This window comes from Paraburkholderia nodosa DSM 21604, from assembly GCF_000519185.1.
Lineage (GTDB): Bacteria > Pseudomonadota > Gammaproteobacteria > Burkholderiales > Burkholderiaceae > Paraburkholderia > Paraburkholderia nodosa.
The window spans coordinates 1-17,039 of the sequence record NZ_JAFA01000058.1; the positions used below are offsets into that span (position 1 = coordinate 1).

A 17,039-nucleotide genomic window follows, 5' to 3' on the forward strand; every position below is an offset into this window, starting at 1 on the left:
GTCGCTGCGCGCGGCAAGGACGAACTCGGCGTGTGGCTCGCGCCGGACAGCGAACCGGCCGATATCGCCGGCGACTTCGACAAGCTCGCGCTGATCGGCGTGGACTTCCCCGTNTTCCGNGATGGCCGCGGCTTNTCGATCGGCCGCCTGTTGCGCGAGCGCTATGGCTACAAGGGCGAACTGCGCGCGATCGGCGACGTGCTGCGCGACCAGCTGCGCTTTCACGAGCGCTGCGGCTTCGATGCGTTCGCCGTGCGCGCCGACAAGGACATCCACGACGCGCTCAAGGCGTTCACCGAGTTCACGGTGCAATACCAGGGCGCCTTCGACGAACCGTCGCCGCTGTTCCGCAGGCGACGGTCCGCACGAGAGGCCGCGGCCTCCCTTTCAATCGCGTCCGCCAAATGTCTCTCCCATCATCAGCACGGACGGCTGCGTGGGATCGAGACAGTCCCGCGCACTGCCGGCCGCGACCGCCGCGAGCGTAAGCGTCAGTGAGCGCTCGTGCGGCAAGCTGCATGCCTCGACAATCGCAACGGGCGTCTCCGGGGCGCGGCCGGCTTCGATCAGCCGGCGCGCAATCTCGAGCGCATTGTCGCGTCCCATATAGAGCACGAGCGAATCGGCCCGAACAGGCTCGCGTATCTACGCCGATCCCGGCGCGCGGCTGCAAGTCGCCAACGCGACGCCGCGCGCCACGCCGCGCAACGTGAGCGGCCGGCGTAGCGCGGCCGCGCTCGCGACTGCCGCGGTGATTCCGGGCACGATTTCATATTCGATACCCGCCGCTTCCAGCGCGCGCATCTCCTCGTCGGTGCGGCCGAACAGCATCGGATCGCCGCCTTTCAGGCGCACCACCACGTCATATTCGCGCGCCGTTTCCACGAGCTTTGCGTCGATGAATCGTTGCGTTGTAGAAGGTTTCCAGCAACGCTTGCCGACGGCGACCCGCTTCGCGTGCGCCGGCGCGAGTTCGAGCATCGCCGGCTCGACCAGCGCGTCGTGCAGCACGACGTCGGCCACGCCGAGCAACCGTGCGCCCCGCACCGTGATCAGGTCTGCCGCGCCTGGTCCCGCGCCGATCAGATAAACCTTGCCCATTTATTTCGATTCCACGTTTTTCCCGGTTGAAGAAGCCGCACAAAGCCCATATCCTGCGTCCCGCGAAAACGACAAAGGCGAACCGCAGTTCGCCCAGCCATGCGCGGTTTCACCGTGCCAAAGCCGTGTCAACTCAGGCACCGCCGATACCCAGAATCTCGCGCACGGCAATCATCTCCTCCCTCAGTTCGTGCACGGAAGCGTCGATGCGCGAGCGCGCGAAGGTGTCGATGCCGATGCCTTCGACCACGCGATAGGCACCTGCTTCGCACGTCACGGGCATGCCGTAGACGAGCCCCGCCGGCACGCCGTATTCGCCCTGCGAAACAATGCTCATCGACACCCAGCGCCCATCGCTGCCGCTCACCCAGTCGCGCATCTGGTCGATCGCCGCGTTCGCCGCGGAGGCCGCCGACGAAGCGCCGCGCGCCTCGATGATCGCCGTGCCACGGCGCGCGACTTCGGGGATGAAGATGTCGCGATTCCAGGCTTCGTCGGAGAGCAGGGCCGGCACAGCGTTGCCGTTTGCGAGCGCGTGGCGGTAGTCGGCGTACATCGTGGGCGAGTGATTGCCCCACACGGCCATCTGCGCGATCGCATCGACGGGTATGCCGCAGCGCGCGGCGAGCCGCGAGACGGCGCGGTTATGGTCGAGGCGGATCATCGCGGTGATGGCGTCGGCCGGGAGGTCGGGGGCGAACTGGCGCGCGATCCACGCGTTCGTGTTGGCGGGATTGCCCACGACAAGCACCTTGGCCGGGCGCTTCGCCCCGGCGTTCAGCGCCTCGCCCTGGGTGCGGAAGATGGCCGCGTTGGCTGCGAGCAGATCGCGCCGCTCCATGCCTTTGCCGCGCGGACGGGAGCCGACGAGCAGCGCATAGTCGACATCGCGGAATGCCGCGCGCGGATCGTCGCTGATCTCGATGCCGGCCAGCAGCGGAAACGCACAGTCTTCGAGCTCCATCACGACGCCGCGCAGTGCGGCCATCGCCTGGGGCAGTTCGAGCAGTTGTAGGATGACCGGCTGATGCTTGCCGAGCAAGTCACCATTGGCAATGCGAAACAACAGCGAATAGGCGATTTGCCCGGCGGCTCCCGTGACGGCAACGCGTTTGGCGGTAGCAGACATGATGCGCTCCTGTGAATGAAGGATTGAACCGGTGGATTACGAATGAGCCTGGGCGAGGCAAGGCGCGTGGAAGAGCCGTTCGAGAATGAGTCCGCGAATCGTGCGGCCCAGTACGATCAGCCAGAGCATGCCGAGCAGGACAGCGAGCGCGAGGCCGATGTGCGTGAACCCGTGGAAGCCGGTCACGCGGGCGAGGTTGAACGTCGCGAGCGTGTAGACGCCGATCGGAAACGTGAAGCCCCACCAGCCGAGGTTGAAGGGCAGGCCTTCGTGACGATAGGACCACATGAACAGCAGAGCGCAGGCGAGCCACCAGAGACCCGCGCCCCACAGCAGCAGCGCGCCCAGCACGCCGAAGTCTTGCGCGACGGTCGCGACGGCTTGCAGCGGCGTGTTCGCGAAGGCCCTGGCGGCGGCGTCGCCGAGCGTGATGAGGCCGAGCGCGCCGGTGCCGATGGGTCCGAGCGTGAGCCAGCTCGTGACTCCGAGTTCGCGATGCGGCAGCTTGTGGACGATGAGGCGCAGCAGCACGATCGTGAGGATGGAGAATGCGAGCGGGACCGAAATCGCCCACAACACGTAGCCGGTACCGACGACGAACTGCGCCGTTTGCGCAGGCAGATGCGGCGCGAGCATCGCGGCGCTCGCAGCGGCGACTTCCGGCGCGACGATCGGCAACAGCAGGGCCGCAGTCAGCTTTTCGACGCTGTGCTGCTGGGTCGTGAAGATCAGATACGGCACGCCGATGGCGACCGCGAGCGAAAGCACGGCGTCGGCTCCCCAAAGCCCGAGCGCGACGGAGTACGCATCCTGGCCGTAGTGCGGGCCCGCGAATGCGACGATGCCGTTGACGATCGGCGCGAGGCCCATCGGCAGCGCGCCGAGAAACATCGACTGCAGCGGGTGATGGAGCATCGGCTTGATCGTTTCGCCGAAGAGCACGAAGCGGCCGACGAACATCGCGAGAAACAGCGCGTAAAGACCGATGTCGATACGCCAGAGCCATGCGGCGATTTCCGTCTTGATGGGCGATGCGCCGGGCAGCGCATTGAGAACGAGGTACACCACGCCCGTTCCCATCGTGACGGCGAACCAGTTCGGCGTGAACTGGCGAATCTTGTCGAGCCAGGCCGGAATCCGGCGGTCGGCGCGGTGTGGCGCGGTCGAGACGTTGCTGGTGTTCTTCATGTCGCTCACCCATCGTTCAGGGACTTAATGGCTCCAGTCTAGGGAAGTCAGGTCTATACAAAAAATACATATTTGCGATCTAATCAATATCTTTTTGATATGCCATACGCGTGAGCGGGACTACGCGGCGAGCGAGATGCAGCGCCGATGTGCCGAGGATCAGCAACGCCGCGCCGGCAACGCTGTTGTCGGTGCGCAGCAGAGCGTCGGCGAGGCAGAGCGACAGCGAAGTCAGCGCCATGTGGCAGGCGGCGGGAACGGGCGGCGATTTCATCGCGGCATCTCGGGCTGCTTGGAAACGAAGCGATCAGTTACCGAAGTACACATTGCAGTAGCTCGCGGGGCCTACGCAGCCGGGCTTGATGATGCGGTGCGAGGCTGCCGGGGCACCTGCGACCAAGGTGCCCGACATCGTCGAGCCGCCTACGGCGCTATTGGCTTGTTGCGCGGCGATCTTTGCCTCGGCGGCCTGAACGTCTTCGGGGTAGTTGTCGCCGTTGGTGTTCGGGTTGTAGCCGGCCCGTTCCAGCTGGATCAGATTGGCACGCACTTCGGCGCGCGTCACGGGCGCTTCGCTCTGCGCGAACGAGAGGACCGGTGCCGACAGGGCGCAGATGGCAAGCGTGAGCGTGGCAAGGGCTTTCATGATGAACTCCTTCAAGTCAGTGAATGGAATCTGTTCGTCGACGCCATAAATTAGTTTGATATCCATATTAATAGAGAGGTATGGACCCGCTTTACGCGTCGTGCAGCCTGGTTCGCTATCGAGGAGGTTTGCTGCCCTCGATCGCGAGCCGGTAAGTGAAGACTAACGGAGAGCGTTCCGGCCTGAAAATACAAACTTGCGATGCGAGCCATGTTCGCCGGTTATGGCAGACGCAAACCGGGAATCCGGTTCGAAAGGCGTCTCGACATTCATGTCGCGTCACGTTCTCCGGCCGTGTCTTCCACGCGCTTCCCGTCGGTGTCTCCCCGATGCGGGCCTACGGCAGCCGCTGCGCGTGAAGTCCGACGAATACGTGCCGGTCCGTATCGTTTGCCGTGTCTCGCGACATCGACGGGCATCGTTGGGGAATAAATTCGTCGGAACGCTGTTCATCTCCGTAGACATGTCTACGAGGAGATAAACGATGCGATCCCTTTGGTCCTGGCCGCACGCCACGACAAGCGCCGCCGCGCTTCTGTTTTTTTCAGTTCTCTCCCAGGCCGGTCACGCAGCCGGGCCGGAGGCGGCCTATCTGAAAGAGAACGACGTCGCGATGACGAAGATGATGAACGCGATGACCGTCGACCCGACCGGCGACGTCGATCGCGATTTCGTGGCCATGATGGTTCCCCACCATCAGGGCGCCATCGACATGGCGCAGGCCGAACTGCGCTATGGCAAGAACGCGCAGCTACGCCGTATCGCTCAGGAGATCGTCGTCGAGCAACAGCAGGAAATCGTCGCGATGCACGTGGCGCTCGGGCAGGCGCTGCCGCCATCGGCACCGTCGCCCGATCAGATGGGCGCAACGCCCCATGCGTCATCGGTAAAGGCCGCACGGCGCGCCGCTGGCGCAATGGACATGCAGCACGTCAATTCGATGTCAACCCACGAGGAGAAGTGATGAAACGTCGTGTCTTTCAGCTCGATACGCTTGCGGGCGCGATCGCCCTTGCGTTATGCAGCGTCGCATTTGCTGGCCAGGTGCCAGGTTCGGAGGCGGCCCCAGACGTGCCGGTAAGCCATCGCGATCGTGTGTATGCCGCGGAGCAGTTCTCGAACACGGTCTCCGTGACCGATCCGTCCGACAACCGGCTGCTCGGCGTGATTCGCCTCGGCGATCCCTCGCCGGGCAACTTCAGCCCGCTTTATCGCGGTCAGGTACTCGTGCATGGCATGGGCTTCTCGCCCGACCACAAAACTCTCGCCGTGGTGTCGATCGGATCGAACTCCGTTACGTTCATCGACACGGCCACAAACGCGGTCAAGCACGTGACGTACGTCGGACGCTCGCCGCATGAAGCCTTCTTCACGCCCGACGGCAAGGAAGTCTGGGTCACCGTCCGCGGCGAGAACTACGTGGCTGTGCTGGACGGTACGACGTTCGAGGAGAAGACGCGGATCACGACGCCGGCAGGCCCCGGCATGCAGATCTTCTCGCCGGACGGCAAGTACGGTTACGTCTGCTCGTCGTTCAATCCGGAGACGGACGTAGTGTCGGTCGCAGATCACCAGATTGTCGGCAAGGTGAAGCAGGACAGCCCGTTCTGTCCGAACATCGCGGCAACGCCGGATGGCAGGCAGGTTTGGTTGACGCTCAAAGACGTGGGCCGCACGCAGGTGTTCGAAGCGAAACCGCCGTTCAGGCTGTTGAAGACGCTCGAGACGGGCCCGATCACGAATCACGTGAATATCGTCAGGAACGCGAACGGCATGTTCGCGTATGTGACAGTCGGTGGCCTGAATGAGGTGAAGGTTTTCCGGACGGACAACTACGCTCAGGTGGCTACGATTCCCGTTGGCAGTCTACCGCATGGCCTCTGGCCATCGGGCGACGGCTCGCGTGTCTACGTGGGTCTTGAAAACGGCGACGCACTTGCCGCGATCGATACGACGACCAACAAGGTGATCGCGCAGGTGCCCATCGGGCAGGCGCCGCAAGCGGTCGCGTACGTTCCCGATGCGGTGCCCGACGGTGACGGCATGCAGAATCTCCAGCCGCTTGGCCTCGCGGGCAACACCGCGCATATCCAGATGATTCCGGCTGGCGTGGCAGTCGGAGCGTCCACGAAGTCGCCAACCAGCGTCGCGCTATTCGATCAGGGTCTGTTGCAGGTTCTGCAGGCGTCGGTAACCGGTCTGAATCCCAAACAGCCGTATGTTCTTGGCCTGGCGGACAATCCGGACGGCAACGGCGCGATCGAAGCCCTCGCGAACTTCATGACCAATCCGGCCGGGTCGGCGATCGTCAATGCCATTGGGCAGATTCGTGAGGTGGTCTCGGTCAATGATCCACAAACCACGGGTGTGCGCCGTTACCTTGTGATCGCGCCTCAGGTCGACGGCAAGGCTGGTCCTGTGGTGCAGGTGCAGGCGCTTTAAGTGCTTCGAGGACCATTCCAGTACCCTCGCGCCGCTTGCCCCCACGCGAGGGTTGGGATGGTTGCGCAGACCGCTTCGGCAGAACGATCGGGTATGGATACGCGAAACGACCTGAGCGGGGACGCCTCCTGCCGACCGCACGCGTGTGACCCAATGACGCCAGCGAGCCCAGGTTGCAATATTTGAAAGCCGCAAGCACCTGGCCTTTCAACCGTCGTCAATGGTCTTGACGAGAAAAACTGCCTGTTGATGGGCGGCTTGTGCGCCAGACGGAACGTTTCTTTCGGACTGGGCGAGCGGGCAGGCAGCACAATCCCCCGTCGCGAAGATGTTCGCATCGTTCTCGACCTGGAGCGTTGGACGGACGCGCAGTTGGCGCAACGGATTGACGCTCAAACCGTCCAGACGGGACAGGACGGCAAGCACCTTGATGCCCGCAGCCCAGACGGTTAACCCGGCGGAAATCGTTCGACCACTTCCCACCAGCCAACGCGCGAAAGCTTTGGCTCCGAGCGCTTGCAGAAACATCTTGAGCCGCGTGGACCACCGCGCTCGCGCAACACTTCGCGAGAGCGCGACCAGCGCCTCGATACCGGCGCGTGCCTTGGACGCAGCGACGCCTTCGAGCTGACATCGAGTGGTCGGCGGCCAGGACGTGCGAGACAACTGGCAACGGTGGCGCAACTGGCAACGGTGGCGCGTCAGTTTTTCGTTGCGAAACTGAGACGGCGCGACAGAATTATCAGGGACGCGAGAGGCGGGATGAGGCGCTAGTTGTTCCCGTCTGATGGTCCATTCTGTTCCGCCGCCTCGTGGGGGTAGATCTGGGGGTACGGATAGCATCACATCGACCAATCCCATACTGGACGGGCCTCAACAGCCACGATGTGAACCCCACCCGTTTTCGCAGTAGCGAATGATTGATCGTTTTCCGCGGCTGTCACGCGAAATCCTTCAGCCGTCGAGGACGAACTAGTCCATCGAACCTTGAGCGTCCATCCGGCGTCATCCTTCATCGCAATCTCTCGACGCTCACGGTCAGTGCGTCGGCGGCGCGACAGGATGGGCACGCCGTCCAGCGTTGATCATGCGTTACGAACAACGCTTCTGATTCCGCGGCAACGAGATTGATACGGGAAATCGCGGTAGGTTCGGCGGGGGTCTTCTCCGTTTTCTATTTGACATAAATATAATGATCGCGTTTTGATCGATTTGATTCGTAGTTCTATGCTTTATGGCGGGCGACGACTTACTTTCGGATCTCTGCTCGGCAGCGGGCGTGACTGCCGTCGATAGTTCTGGGCGGCTTCGCAAAGCGCGCGTTGTACGCCGCCATAAAGGAGGGTGCGCAGGTATTGGCTTCGGCAAGCGTGATGATGCCGCGCAGCCACAGCTCCTTGACGAGGCGATCCTGCAGCGTCAAGTGCGCACGCTCGACACGTCCCTTGGCAAAAGCAGTCAACTGCACTCGATTTGACCGATGAGGCACAGGTATTCCGGGTCAAGCTTCCCTTCCATCCGTTGTATGGGCGAGAGTTTGCGCTTGTGGATCGGCGTAACACTTGGGGAGAGGATCGCGTCCACTTCCACGACGACGCGGTATCCTGACATTCGTTGGTACACGCAAAACGACGAAGGTGCCCACACAGCGCTCGCCCGTGCCGAAGTTTCCCAAAGCCGGGCTCTTCACGTCTAGTCCTTGCTCGATATGGTGAGTGATAAGGCGCGTGTGGCCGCCATTTCGGCACGGCCTACGAACGCAAGATACCAGGAGCTATAACCTCCAAGGCATGACGACCGACCGATGCGCGACGACGAACGTGCGTTCGCAGGTCACCGTAGTTGGATATGCAATAGTCGCAGGACGACTAATAGTTGGTCATTAAGCAAGCTTTCGTGGATATCATTTTCTCGTTACGAAACCCGTACAAATCTGGGTGACGTCAGATAATCGTCAAAGTGTATTCGTCTGATAAATACCGTATTTAACGATAAATAATGTCGATAGAAGAATTCAATATTCCGACAACGTTTGCGGATTGCGCCTCGGCGCTAATCCGGACTTCAGGCGGTTATCCTCGCCGCCGTAAATGCATATGCAGGGCGCATTCGTTCGCAGGGGGCGACGGGCGCTCGCCTTAGTCGGACCTGCGTATTTCGAACGCGTTCGCGGCATTTACTGGCCCCTCCGTTGAAAATGGAAGCGAGAGATGACTCTAAATACACTGTCTGTGAAGGCAAAGCTGACTGGGGCTTTCGGAATTCTGGCCGTCATCGTGCTAACCGTATCAGGCCTGTCGCTGATGCAGTTGAACGACGCAAACGACCGATTCTCCGGCTATATCAACGGTATCAAGGCACGTGCCGACATGGCCGAAGCCGTGCGCGCTGCCGTTGATGATCGAGCCATCGCAGTGCGCAATCTGGTGCTGGTCACCACGCCTGCCGACGTCGAGATCGAAAAAGCCGCTGTCCTGGAAGCTGAGCACAGGGTCGAGGTCAACCTGGAAAAGTTCAATGCCATGGTTGCCAGTGCGTCCGACATGAGCGACAAGGCACGGAGTCTCGCAGCCGAACTTCCGCGGATCGAAGCACTTTATCGGCCCGTCGCCCTGGAAATTGACCGCCTCGCCGTGAATAACCAGCGCGACGCGGCGATTTCGGACATCGGTACCAAATGCAGGCCGCTGCTTTCGGCCTTGATCAAGGCATCCAACGAGTATGCAGACTTTACCCGTCAACGCGCAGCACAAATGGTCGAGCAATCACAGGGTCAATTCACAAGTCAGCGAAACCTGCTGATCGCCATCAGCCTGGCTGCGGTGGCGATGGCAGTCGTGGCTGGCGTCGTCATCACGCGGGGGCTGCTGCGCGCCTTGGGCGCAGAGCCGGTGGCACTGGGTGAAGTGACACAGCGTGTCGCCAGCGGCGACCTGAGTCCGGTGCCTGGCGCAAAGGATGCGCCGGCCGGAAGCGTGCTCGCCTCGATGGGCGAGATGCAGGCCAGTCTCGTTCGCCTGATTGGTCAGGTTCGTACTTCCGCTGACAGTATCGCCACCGGCTCGAGCCAGATCGCATCGGGTAATGTGGATCTGTCTTCGCGCACGGAGCAGCAAGCTTCGTCACTGCAGGAAACTGCCGCGAGCATGGAGGAGTTGACGTCGACGGTGAAGCAGAATGCCGAAAATGCCCAGCAGGCGAGTTCGCTCTCGGCCAACGCCTCCGAAGTGGCGGGGCGGGGCAATCAGGTCGTGGGCAAGGTGGTCGACACGATGAGCGAGATCAGCACGAGCTCTACCCGGATCGCGGATATCACCGGGATCATCGAAGGGATCGCCTTCCAGACCAACATCCTCGCACTGAATGCGGCGGTGGAGGCGGCACGCGCTGGCGAGCAGGGACGTGGATTCGCGGTAGTGGCGAGCGAAGTGCGCAGCCTCGCGCAGCGTTCGTCCAGTGCGGCCAAGGAGATCAAGGATCTCATCAACGCTTCTGTTCAGATGATCCATGACGGGTCATCGCTTGCCCACGATGCCGGAAAGACGATGGCGGAGGTGACGCAGGCTGTGGCGCGCGTGACCGACATCATGGGGGAGATCGCAGCCGCGTCGACTGAGCAAAGCCGGGGGATCGAGCAGGTCAATCAGGCGATTACGCAGATGGACGAAGTGACGCAGCAGAATGCCGCGCTGGTCGAGGAAGCGGCGGCCGCGTCGAAGTCACTCGAGGATCAGGGCCATCAGCTGACTCAGGCGGTTTCGTTCTTTCGGCTGGATTCCCAGACAGCTGCCAGAACGACGGGTGAGCCGGTTGCGCCGGCAAGCCAGGCGGCATCCCGCACGCGGACCCCGCGGCCGGTATCCAGGAAACCTGCAGCCACTGCAGTCAATAGCGAAGGATGGAGCACATTCTGATGCTGTTTGCATCACCGAATCGCATCATCGTTTTAATTAGCGAGGCGAGATGCCATTTTCTAAGGTACCGTCCGTTGTAAGGTGCGACGCCATAGCGTGGGGTCGATACGGGTAGCCACGATGAGTTACGTGCGTGCTCCCCAATCATGGACGTCAATCATGGTGAGTGGCCCATGACTACGAATGAGAGAGTGGCAGGGCCACCATGGTCCGTCCGGCGCGAGCGTGCCGCGCAAATGCTGTCGTCCGGCATGGACATCGCACGCGTTGCGTCGGAGCTGTGCCTGAGTCCGGCGACGGCCCGGCGTTGCGAGTCTGTCTTTTCTGCCGGAGGCAGTGAGGCGTTGCTCAGACTCGGAGATGTTGGTCGTCGCCAGCAACTTCCTGCAGGCGGCATTGAGCACGTGATCAATGCCATCGGGCACGCCCCCGAGGTGTATGGTTTTTCGGCCAGGTCGTGGACGAATGAGCTGGTGCGCAACTTCATCGAGCGCGAGTTTGGAGTGCGCTATTCGTATTCGCATGTGAACCGGCTCTTGCGCGATCATCGCCAATGTGTGCCGGACGACCAGCAGTGATTTCTCTGGAAACAGGCTTGTTTTCCTGAACCGAACGCCGGCGCGTGCCGCGACAACGGCCTAGCGCATCTGGAACAGTTCCTGATGGAAGTCGGCCGCATCCAGGCCGTGCGCGACGAGATCGTTGCGCACGGCTTCGCCGAATGCGGGCGGCCCGCAAAACCAAACGCTTGCACTCGCCCAATCGGGCACCGCCGTGCGAATGCGCGCGCCATTCAGTCGGCCGTGCTTCGCATCTACCAGCAGATGGAGCTGCACGTCTGCTGAGCGCGCATCGGCGACGAGCTTGTCGATCGCCTTTTGCGAGAAGTCGAAGGTCGTATGGAACAGATCGATGCGATGGCGCCGGTCGGGATGTCGCGCCAGCTCCTTCATCCGCCCGATGAAAGGCGTGATGCCGATGCCCGCGCCAATCCAGATCTGGTGCGTGCGCTGGTCTGCGAACGTGAAGCAGCCGTAAGGGCCTTCTACCGTCACCGTCATGCCCTCGCTCAGGCGGTCCTTCAGCCCCCTCGTATGGTCGCCGAGTTCCTTCGTGATGAACACCACACCAGGTGTGTGAGGATCCCACGCGGACGCGATCGTATAAGGGTGCGCGCCTTCGTTGCGGTCCGAGGTGACAAACGCGAACTGCCCCGATGCGTGGCCCGGCCAGCCTGGCTGCATGACGATAGCTGTCTCGAGCACGCGCAATTCCGGATACCAGATAAGCGATGCAATACGCCCCTCGAACTTGCGCGTCGCACCGACGCGCCCGGCCAGCACACGTACGGCCGACACGATACCGGCGGCGAGGAGCACGGCGACCACGACGCCAGCCGGCGCGCGCCAGTAACCGAAACGCAGTAGCACGAGCGAGTGGAACGCAAGGGGAAAATACAGCACTGCGAGCCACTTGTGGGTCTTTGCGAACCACCGGTACGGGAACTGCTGGATCAGCGCAAGCACGATGAGCACAACCGTCGCATAGAAAGCATATTCGCCGACGGTTTCGGCAAGCCCCCGATAGTCGCGCAGGAACTGCTCAACGCCTGAGGTGGCCGCAGGCCGCGGCCCGCGCTGCGGGCGCGCAAGCCAGCCCCAGCCGACGGCCCACTGGACACCCTTGACGAGGAGCCAGTGCAGCATCGAGAACATCAGCCCGGCGATGCCGAGCCACTTGTGCAGGCGGTACATCCTGTCGAGGCCACCGAGCGGATCTTCCAGCCCGCGTGGACGGTTCGCCAGCACCATCGCGAGACTCATGGTCGCGATCGCCATCAGCCCGGTGTACTGGATCCAGGCCTGCCGCAGCGAAAACACCGTAGCCAGACGCGGGATCGGACTGTCCGACGCGAGCCAGGCCAGCGTGACAAGGGCCAGTGTTAGCCAGAGGACCCATTTGATCCTTCGCATGATGGTTGCTCCGTCACCGGGTTGATGCTCCGAACGCGGCGTCAATGTGGCAATGTGCGCCAAAAATTGTCAACGCGGTGGTCGTTCGGATGTTTACGGCGTGGAAGACGTTTGCTATTTTGAGATCTGGAGCGCCCTGATCCGGCGTTTCCAGCCCACCGGAGGTGTACGCAACCACTTCCGGACCTTGCGCCTGCCGCCAACTCTCAGGAGAACGGTAGGCGTTTTTTTTACCCGGCATCCAGCTCGGTGTGCAGCTTGCCTGAGACCTGAAGGAATATTTCCACGAGGTGCGGGTCAAAGTCTGCTCCGCTGCTGTTGCCGATAAGCTCAACCGCTTCGTCGTGGCTGTGTGCCGGCTGATATACGCGGTCGTGTGAGGCAGCGTCGTATGCATCGGCGATTGCCGTCAGTCGTGCATCGACAGGAATCTGCCTGCCTTTGAGCCCGTGAGGATATCCGGCGCCGTTCCAGCGCTCGTGATGAAAGGCAGCCATATTCCAGGCTGTCCGCAGCAGGCCGGGTGCAAACCGGCCGCGAGCGTGGCGAAGCATGTTCGCCCCGACGGCAGGATGATGCTTGATCACGTTGTATTCGTAAGCGTCAAGCCGACCAGGTTTGCCCAGGAGTCGGGCGGGCATTGCGAACTTGCCGATATCGTGAAACGTCGCGGCCGCCCCGAGAATGGCCGCATAGGTGGCAGCTTCGGCCCGATCGCGCTCCTGCAATTGAGCCTGACGTAGCGCAATAACTCGCACGTAGCGAGCGGTTCTCCGGCTGTGAGCAAAGATCTCGTGAAGTGCAGCAGCATTGTCGTTTTCTCTCAGGGAGCCACTAACGGAGCGGAAGTGGCGCAGCGCCTCCCGCCAGGCACTGGCAAAGAGGCCCGTAATCAGCGTCGTTTCCCATGGCGTGATTCGCTCATCACGGCAAAGGAGGGCAGCGACCGCCTGGCCGTTGCCGCGAGCCGTGAAATCGGCAAGGTCGCCTAGCTGGCGCCCCTCGCTGCGTTCATTTCATCTCCGTCTTCGTTGTCTTTGCATTTTGAAGGGCAAGCCATTCGCGACGATGTACGCGAGCGCGCCGGCAGGCGAGCGCAGCCAGCGGCGAGCGCTGGATTCTGGGCGTCGCAGGGCTCTCTATTCTTTGCTGTTTCAGTATTTTGAACTCAACGCGAAAGTGTCAAGTTTCCAAACCGGGTTTCGAACACGCCTCATGTTTTCTTCGCATCTCTGACGCTAGACGATTCGACAAGCAACAAGGCGTTCTTTAGAAGCACTGAGCAATCGCACCGTCACAAAAACCGTAAATCAGATAGGGAGTGATTGAAGGAATTGACATTATTTCCTATAACAGATCCAGAATCGACGAATATTTGTTTCGATCTACTGCGATTTTATGTGGCTTGCATTTAGTCGTCGCGTCTTGCTTCGTCATACATGGAAGACAAAGTTGCGTGGAGGCAGATGGTCGGGACGATAGATATCGATTCGTGCGTCGAATACCCGCTAGTGGCTCAGCTGACATTGTAAAAGCCATATTCACGGGAATTTTCAGCGGGTCGCGCTCTTTTTTTCGGGTGGAAAATGAAATCGTCAGGTTTCTGATGAAGGTCCGTCTGTTTGCTTCAGGACATTCCGATCTCGCGTCCGCGGTATTTGCCAGCCTCGCGGCGATGAGCACCGGTTCCGCCCATGCAGCCTACACGCAATGGACAGGCGCAGCATCAAACGACTGGACCAATCCAGCCAACTGGTCCGCCGGCACCTTGCCGGGCCTGGCTGATACCACCGTCATCAACACGACAACCCCCAACGCCCCAGTCGTCAATCAGCCGGGTGTTACGGTATCCCTCATTCGGCTTAATGACACCGCAACCGCAGGGAGCAACGCCTCCCTCACGATCGAAAACGCCGGGTCGCTCGATTCGACTGCCGGACACAATGGCTATCTCATTCTCGGATACACAGACGTTGCCACGCTCTCCACCGTCACCGTGACAGGCGCCGGTAGCCGGTTGAGCACAGGCCAGTACATTTACGTGGGACTCGGGAATACGACCATCGGCACCCTGACCGTTTCGAACGGCGCGGTGGTCAACGTGGGGACGGCGCTGTCCGTGGCGTCAGGCGATAGTAGCCGCGGAACGGTCAGTCTTTCCGGGTTAGGCTCGCAGGTGAACGTGGGGTCGACGTTCACGGCCGGTGGAAACGGTGAGGGGGCAGTGACAATATCAGGCGGCGCAGTCCTGACGTCGGGAACCGCATCGCCGCCGCTCATTGTTGGCCCGGCGGGCGGCGTCGTGACGCCCAACGACGCGATCGGCAGTGGAACAGGCGGGCATGCCAACCTGACTGTATCGGGTTCTGGATCAACCCTGACTAGCAGCAACCCACTCGTCGTGGGCGGTACGGACCCCGCCCTGATCCCGTTCTACCAGGAGAACTATGGACTCGACGCGACCAGTTTTTTCATGGGCGAGGGGGCGCTGACCATTTCCGGTGCAGGCACGGTCAGCTCCGGGATTGGGCTCCACTCGGACCCGCGATTCGTCAACAACACGTACATTGGCGGTACGCCGGGCAGCACTGGTACGGTCACCGTCACCGATCCGGGCTCGAGCTGGACCGTGGGCGGAAGCCTGATGGTCGGCGGTGACGGAAAGGGAACGTTGACCATCGCCGACAACGGCCACGTCTCGGCGGCAGCCATGACGATTGCCGAGAATGCAGGTTCCTCCGGAACGTTGAACATCGGCGCTGCCGCAGGCGCCGCTCCGGTCGCGCCGGGCATCCTCGACACGGCCCGCGTGACGTTCGGCGCCGGCACGGGCAACCTCACGTTCAACCACACCGACACTAGTGGCAACTACCGGTTCCCGGCGGTCATCTCGGGCACGGGCGCCGTCAATGTCTACAGCGGCAAAACCGTGATGACCGCTGCCAGCACGTACGCGGGTCCGACCACGGTGCAAGGTGGCACCCTTGCGGGCGGCACAAACAATGTCTTTAGCCCGAATTCCGACTATGTCGTCCAGCCTGCCGGTACACTGGATCTGCGCGGCTTCGACCAGAGCGTGGCCAGCGTCGTCAATGCGGGCCTTGTGCGCATCGCGAGCGACCCGGGCGCGGTACTGACCACGAAGAACTATGTCGGTCACAACGGCACGATCGCCATCGACACTTATCTCGGCGGCGACAATTCACCATCCGACAGGCTTGTCATCGACGGCGGCACGGCCACGGGTACATCGAAGCTCGCGATCGCCAACGTCGGCGGCCCCGGCGCACTCACGTTAGCGAACGGCATTCCGGTTGTGGTTGCCACCAACGGCGGCACCACGAGCGCGCAGGCGTTCTCCCTCGCCGGTGAAGCGCGCGGCGGTGCGTACGACTACCGTCTCTATCGGGGCGGCGTGGGCGGGGCCGTGCCGGACGACTGGTTCCTGCGCTCGGACTTTGTCGTCGGGCCGGATCCGGTGGAGCCGCCCGTCATTGAGCAGGATGAGGTGTTTCCTGTCGATCCCCCGCCGTCGGTGCTGCCTCCCGGGGAGTACCCGATCGTCGGGCCCGAGCTTGCAACGTATGCGGTCGTCCAGCCGCTCGCCAGAGAACTGGGCCTCACCATGCTTGGCACGATGCATGAGCGCATCGGCGACACCCTCACGGACGACGCAGGCGGGAGCAACAGCAACGGCCTGGCCCGCTCCGCCTGGGCGCGGGTGTTCGGGCAGCAGATTGACAATCGTTACCAGACCTTCACGGATGCGAGCGCCAACGGTCACCAGATCGGCGTACAGGCAGGTATTGATCTCTGGCGCGGCAGCACGATGCCCGGACATCACGATGCCGCGGGCGTCTACTTTGCCTACGGCAACAGCAATGTCGATGTGGATGGCCTGGTCACCAATGCAGCCGCGACCGGCTATGTGCCAAGTCACACCGGCTCAGTGAATCTCAATGGGTATTCCGGTGGCGCGTACTGGACACATTACGGTCCGGGGGGATGGTATGTCGACGCGGTACTGCAAGGCACCTGGTACGACGGCGATGCGACGACGCAGTATGCCCGGCTGCCCTTATCGGGTTCGGGATTCGCGACATCGCTCGAAGCCGGCTATCCGTTTCGCCTGCCGCTGGGCCCGGGCTTCGTGCTCGAGCCTCAGGCACAGATCATCTGGCAGCATGTTGGTTTGAACGAGGAGGCGGACGGGCTGGGAGCAGTCGACCCTGGTTCGACATCAGGGGTGACCGGGCGAATCGGCCTGCGCGGGCAGTGGACCATCGAACGCGCCAATGGAGAGGTGTGGCAGCCGTACGTGCGGACCAATATCTGGCGGGATTGGGGCGCACAGGCGACAACGGTGTACTCAGGAGTCGACCAGGTTCCGCTCCGACAGCAATTCACGCGAATGGACGTTGCTGCCGGTGTGAGCGCAAAGCTCAACACGCGCATGAGCCTGTACGGACAGTTTGGCTACCAGTTTTCCATCAGTTCATCGGCGACCGGCAGCCAGAAGGGGGTGTGGGGTGACGTCGGGTTACGTTACGCATGGTGATGGCCCGGGGCCCTGTGCGCCGTTTGTCAAAAGTGAAGGTCAGTCCAGGGAGATGCGTCGTGAGTGTCAACGAGATCGTTACTGGCCC

12 protein-coding genes and 4 pseudogenes are annotated in these 17,039 nt (G+C 61.9%); 7 read left to right on the plus strand and 9 right to left on the minus strand.

Features of this window, described 5'->3' with window-relative positions; all coding sequences use genetic code 11:
• A pseudogene (locus A3CW_RS49285) lies at positions 1-390 on the plus strand (DUF934 domain-containing protein); the annotation flags it as partial.
• Here the strand turns inward: A3CW_RS49285 and cobA are convergent.
• The 5 genes and pseudogenes from cobA to A3CW_RS0140610 form a co-directional block, all read right to left on the minus strand.
• Positions 388-1,101, minus strand: a pseudogene (gene cobA, locus A3CW_RS49290) (uroporphyrinogen-III C-methyltransferase). The pseudogenes A3CW_RS49285 and cobA sit on opposite strands and share 3 nt — an antisense overlap.
• 133 nt (positions 1,102-1,234) lie before the next feature.
• Positions 1,235-2,230: a malate dehydrogenase gene (locus tag A3CW_RS0140595; RefSeq protein ID WP_028208634.1), complete on the minus strand. Its 996-nt coding sequence runs from the start codon at positions 2,228-2,230 to the stop codon at positions 1,235-1,237.
• A gap of 36 nt (positions 2,231-2,266) precedes the next feature.
• Complete coding sequence (locus A3CW_RS0140600) at positions 2,267-3,418, minus strand: TDT family transporter (RefSeq protein ID WP_051482049.1); 1,152 nt, start codon at positions 3,416-3,418, stop codon at positions 2,267-2,269.
• 79 nt (positions 3,419-3,497) lie between these two features.
• Positions 3,498-3,692 (minus strand): hypothetical protein, encoded by a 195-nt coding sequence (locus A3CW_RS0140605; RefSeq protein ID WP_028208636.1) that lies wholly within the window; start codon positions 3,690-3,692, stop codon positions 3,498-3,500.
• Positions 3,693-3,725: 33 nt separating this feature from the next.
• On the minus strand, positions 3,726-4,067 hold the full coding sequence (locus A3CW_RS0140610) for a DUF4148 domain-containing protein (protein ID WP_028208637.1): 342 nt from the start codon (positions 4,065-4,067) through the stop codon (positions 3,726-3,728).
• Positions 4,068-4,548: 481 nt separating this feature from the next.
• On the opposite strand from A3CW_RS0140610, the gene A3CW_RS51690 reads away from it, so the two are divergent.
• On the plus strand, positions 4,549-5,028 hold the full coding sequence (locus A3CW_RS51690; RefSeq protein ID WP_081772043.1) for a DUF305 domain-containing protein: 480 nt from the start codon (positions 4,549-4,551) through the stop codon (positions 5,026-5,028).
• Positions 5,028-6,506, plus strand: a complete 1,479-nt coding sequence (locus A3CW_RS0140620) for a YncE family protein (RefSeq protein WP_028208638.1) — start codon at positions 5,028-5,030, stop codon at positions 6,504-6,506. The genes A3CW_RS51690 and A3CW_RS0140620 overlap by 1 nt, the downstream gene beginning before the upstream one ends.
• A gap of 130 nt (positions 6,507-6,636) precedes the next feature.
• Here A3CW_RS0140620 and A3CW_RS54120 read toward each other — a convergent pair.
• Together A3CW_RS54120 and A3CW_RS0140630 are read right to left on the minus strand one after the other, a co-directional pair.
• Positions 6,637-6,983 (minus strand): annotated as a pseudogene (locus tag A3CW_RS54120) (FAD-dependent oxidoreductase); the annotation flags it as partial.
• Between the two features lie 820 nt (positions 6,984-7,803).
• A pseudogene (locus tag A3CW_RS0140630) lies at positions 7,804-7,965 on the minus strand (ISNCY family transposase); the annotation flags it as partial.
• A 14-nt stretch (positions 7,966-7,979) separates the two neighbouring features.
• Here A3CW_RS0140630 and A3CW_RS54630 point away from each other — a divergent pair.
• From A3CW_RS54630 to A3CW_RS51700, 3 genes are all read left to right on the plus strand, one after another.
• The gene (locus tag A3CW_RS54630; protein ID WP_161782975.1) at positions 7,980-8,114 is read left to right on the plus strand and encodes a DUF5372 family protein; all 135 of its coding nucleotides are present in this window, start codon (positions 7,980-7,982) and stop codon (positions 8,112-8,114) included.
• Between the two features lie 602 nt (positions 8,115-8,716).
• Positions 8,717-10,420: a methyl-accepting chemotaxis protein gene (locus A3CW_RS0140635; RefSeq protein ID WP_028208641.1), complete on the plus strand. Its 1,704-nt coding sequence runs from the start codon at positions 8,717-8,719 to the stop codon at positions 10,418-10,420.
• 173 nt (positions 10,421-10,593) lie between these two features.
• Positions 10,594-10,998, plus strand: coding sequence for a winged helix-turn-helix domain-containing protein (locus A3CW_RS51700; RefSeq protein ID WP_161782976.1), 405 nt, complete (start codon positions 10,594-10,596; stop codon positions 10,996-10,998).
• Between the two features lie 60 nt (positions 10,999-11,058).
• On the opposite strand, the gene A3CW_RS0140645 is transcribed toward A3CW_RS51700, so the two are convergent.
• Complete coding sequence (locus tag A3CW_RS0140645) at positions 11,059-12,393, minus strand: ferredoxin reductase family protein (protein WP_028208642.1); 1,335 nt, start codon at positions 12,391-12,393, stop codon at positions 11,059-11,061.
• A gap of 230 nt (positions 12,394-12,623) precedes the next feature.
• Positions 12,624-13,310: an HD-GYP domain-containing protein gene (locus tag A3CW_RS49305; protein WP_081772045.1), complete on the minus strand. Its 687-nt coding sequence runs from the start codon at positions 13,308-13,310 to the stop codon at positions 12,624-12,626.
• A 575-nt stretch (positions 13,311-13,885) separates the two neighbouring features.
• On the opposite strand from A3CW_RS49305, the gene A3CW_RS0140655 reads away from it, so the two are divergent.
• A complete protein-coding gene (locus A3CW_RS0140655; RefSeq protein WP_245623866.1) occupies positions 13,886-16,951 on the plus strand; it encodes an autotransporter family protein in 3,066 nt (1,021 codons plus the stop codon).
• Positions 16,952-17,039: the final 88 nt, after the last annotated feature.

What these genes read in the sequence shown, in the direction of transcription:
- A3CW_RS0140595 (WP_028208634.1), bottom strand. Translation starts at nt 2,230, where the DNA reads ATGTCTGCTACCGCCAAACGCGTTGCCGTCACGGGAGCCGCCGGGCAA.
- A3CW_RS0140600 (WP_051482049.1), bottom strand. Translation starts at nt 3,418, where the DNA reads ATGAAGAACACCAGCAACGTCTCGACCGCGCCACACCGCGCCGACCGC.
- A3CW_RS0140605 (WP_028208636.1), bottom strand. Translation starts at nt 3,692, where the DNA reads ATGAAATCGCCGCCCGTTCCCGCCGCCTGCCACATGGCGCTGACTTCG.
- A3CW_RS51690 (WP_081772043.1), top strand. Translation starts at nt 4,549, where the DNA reads ATGCGATCCCTTTGGTCCTGGCCGCACGCCACGACAAGCGCCGCCGCG.
- A3CW_RS0140620 (WP_028208638.1), top strand. Translation starts at nt 5,028, where the DNA reads ATGAAACGTCGTGTCTTTCAGCTCGATACGCTTGCGGGCGCGATCGCC.
- A3CW_RS0140635 (WP_028208641.1), top strand. Translation starts at nt 8,717, where the DNA reads ATGACTCTAAATACACTGTCTGTGAAGGCAAAGCTGACTGGGGCTTTC.
- A3CW_RS51700 (WP_161782976.1), top strand. Translation starts at nt 10,594, where the DNA reads ATGACTACGAATGAGAGAGTGGCAGGGCCACCATGGTCCGTCCGGCGC.
- A3CW_RS0140645 (WP_028208642.1), bottom strand. Translation starts at nt 12,393, where the DNA reads ATGCGAAGGATCAAATGGGTCCTCTGGCTAACACTGGCCCTTGTCACG.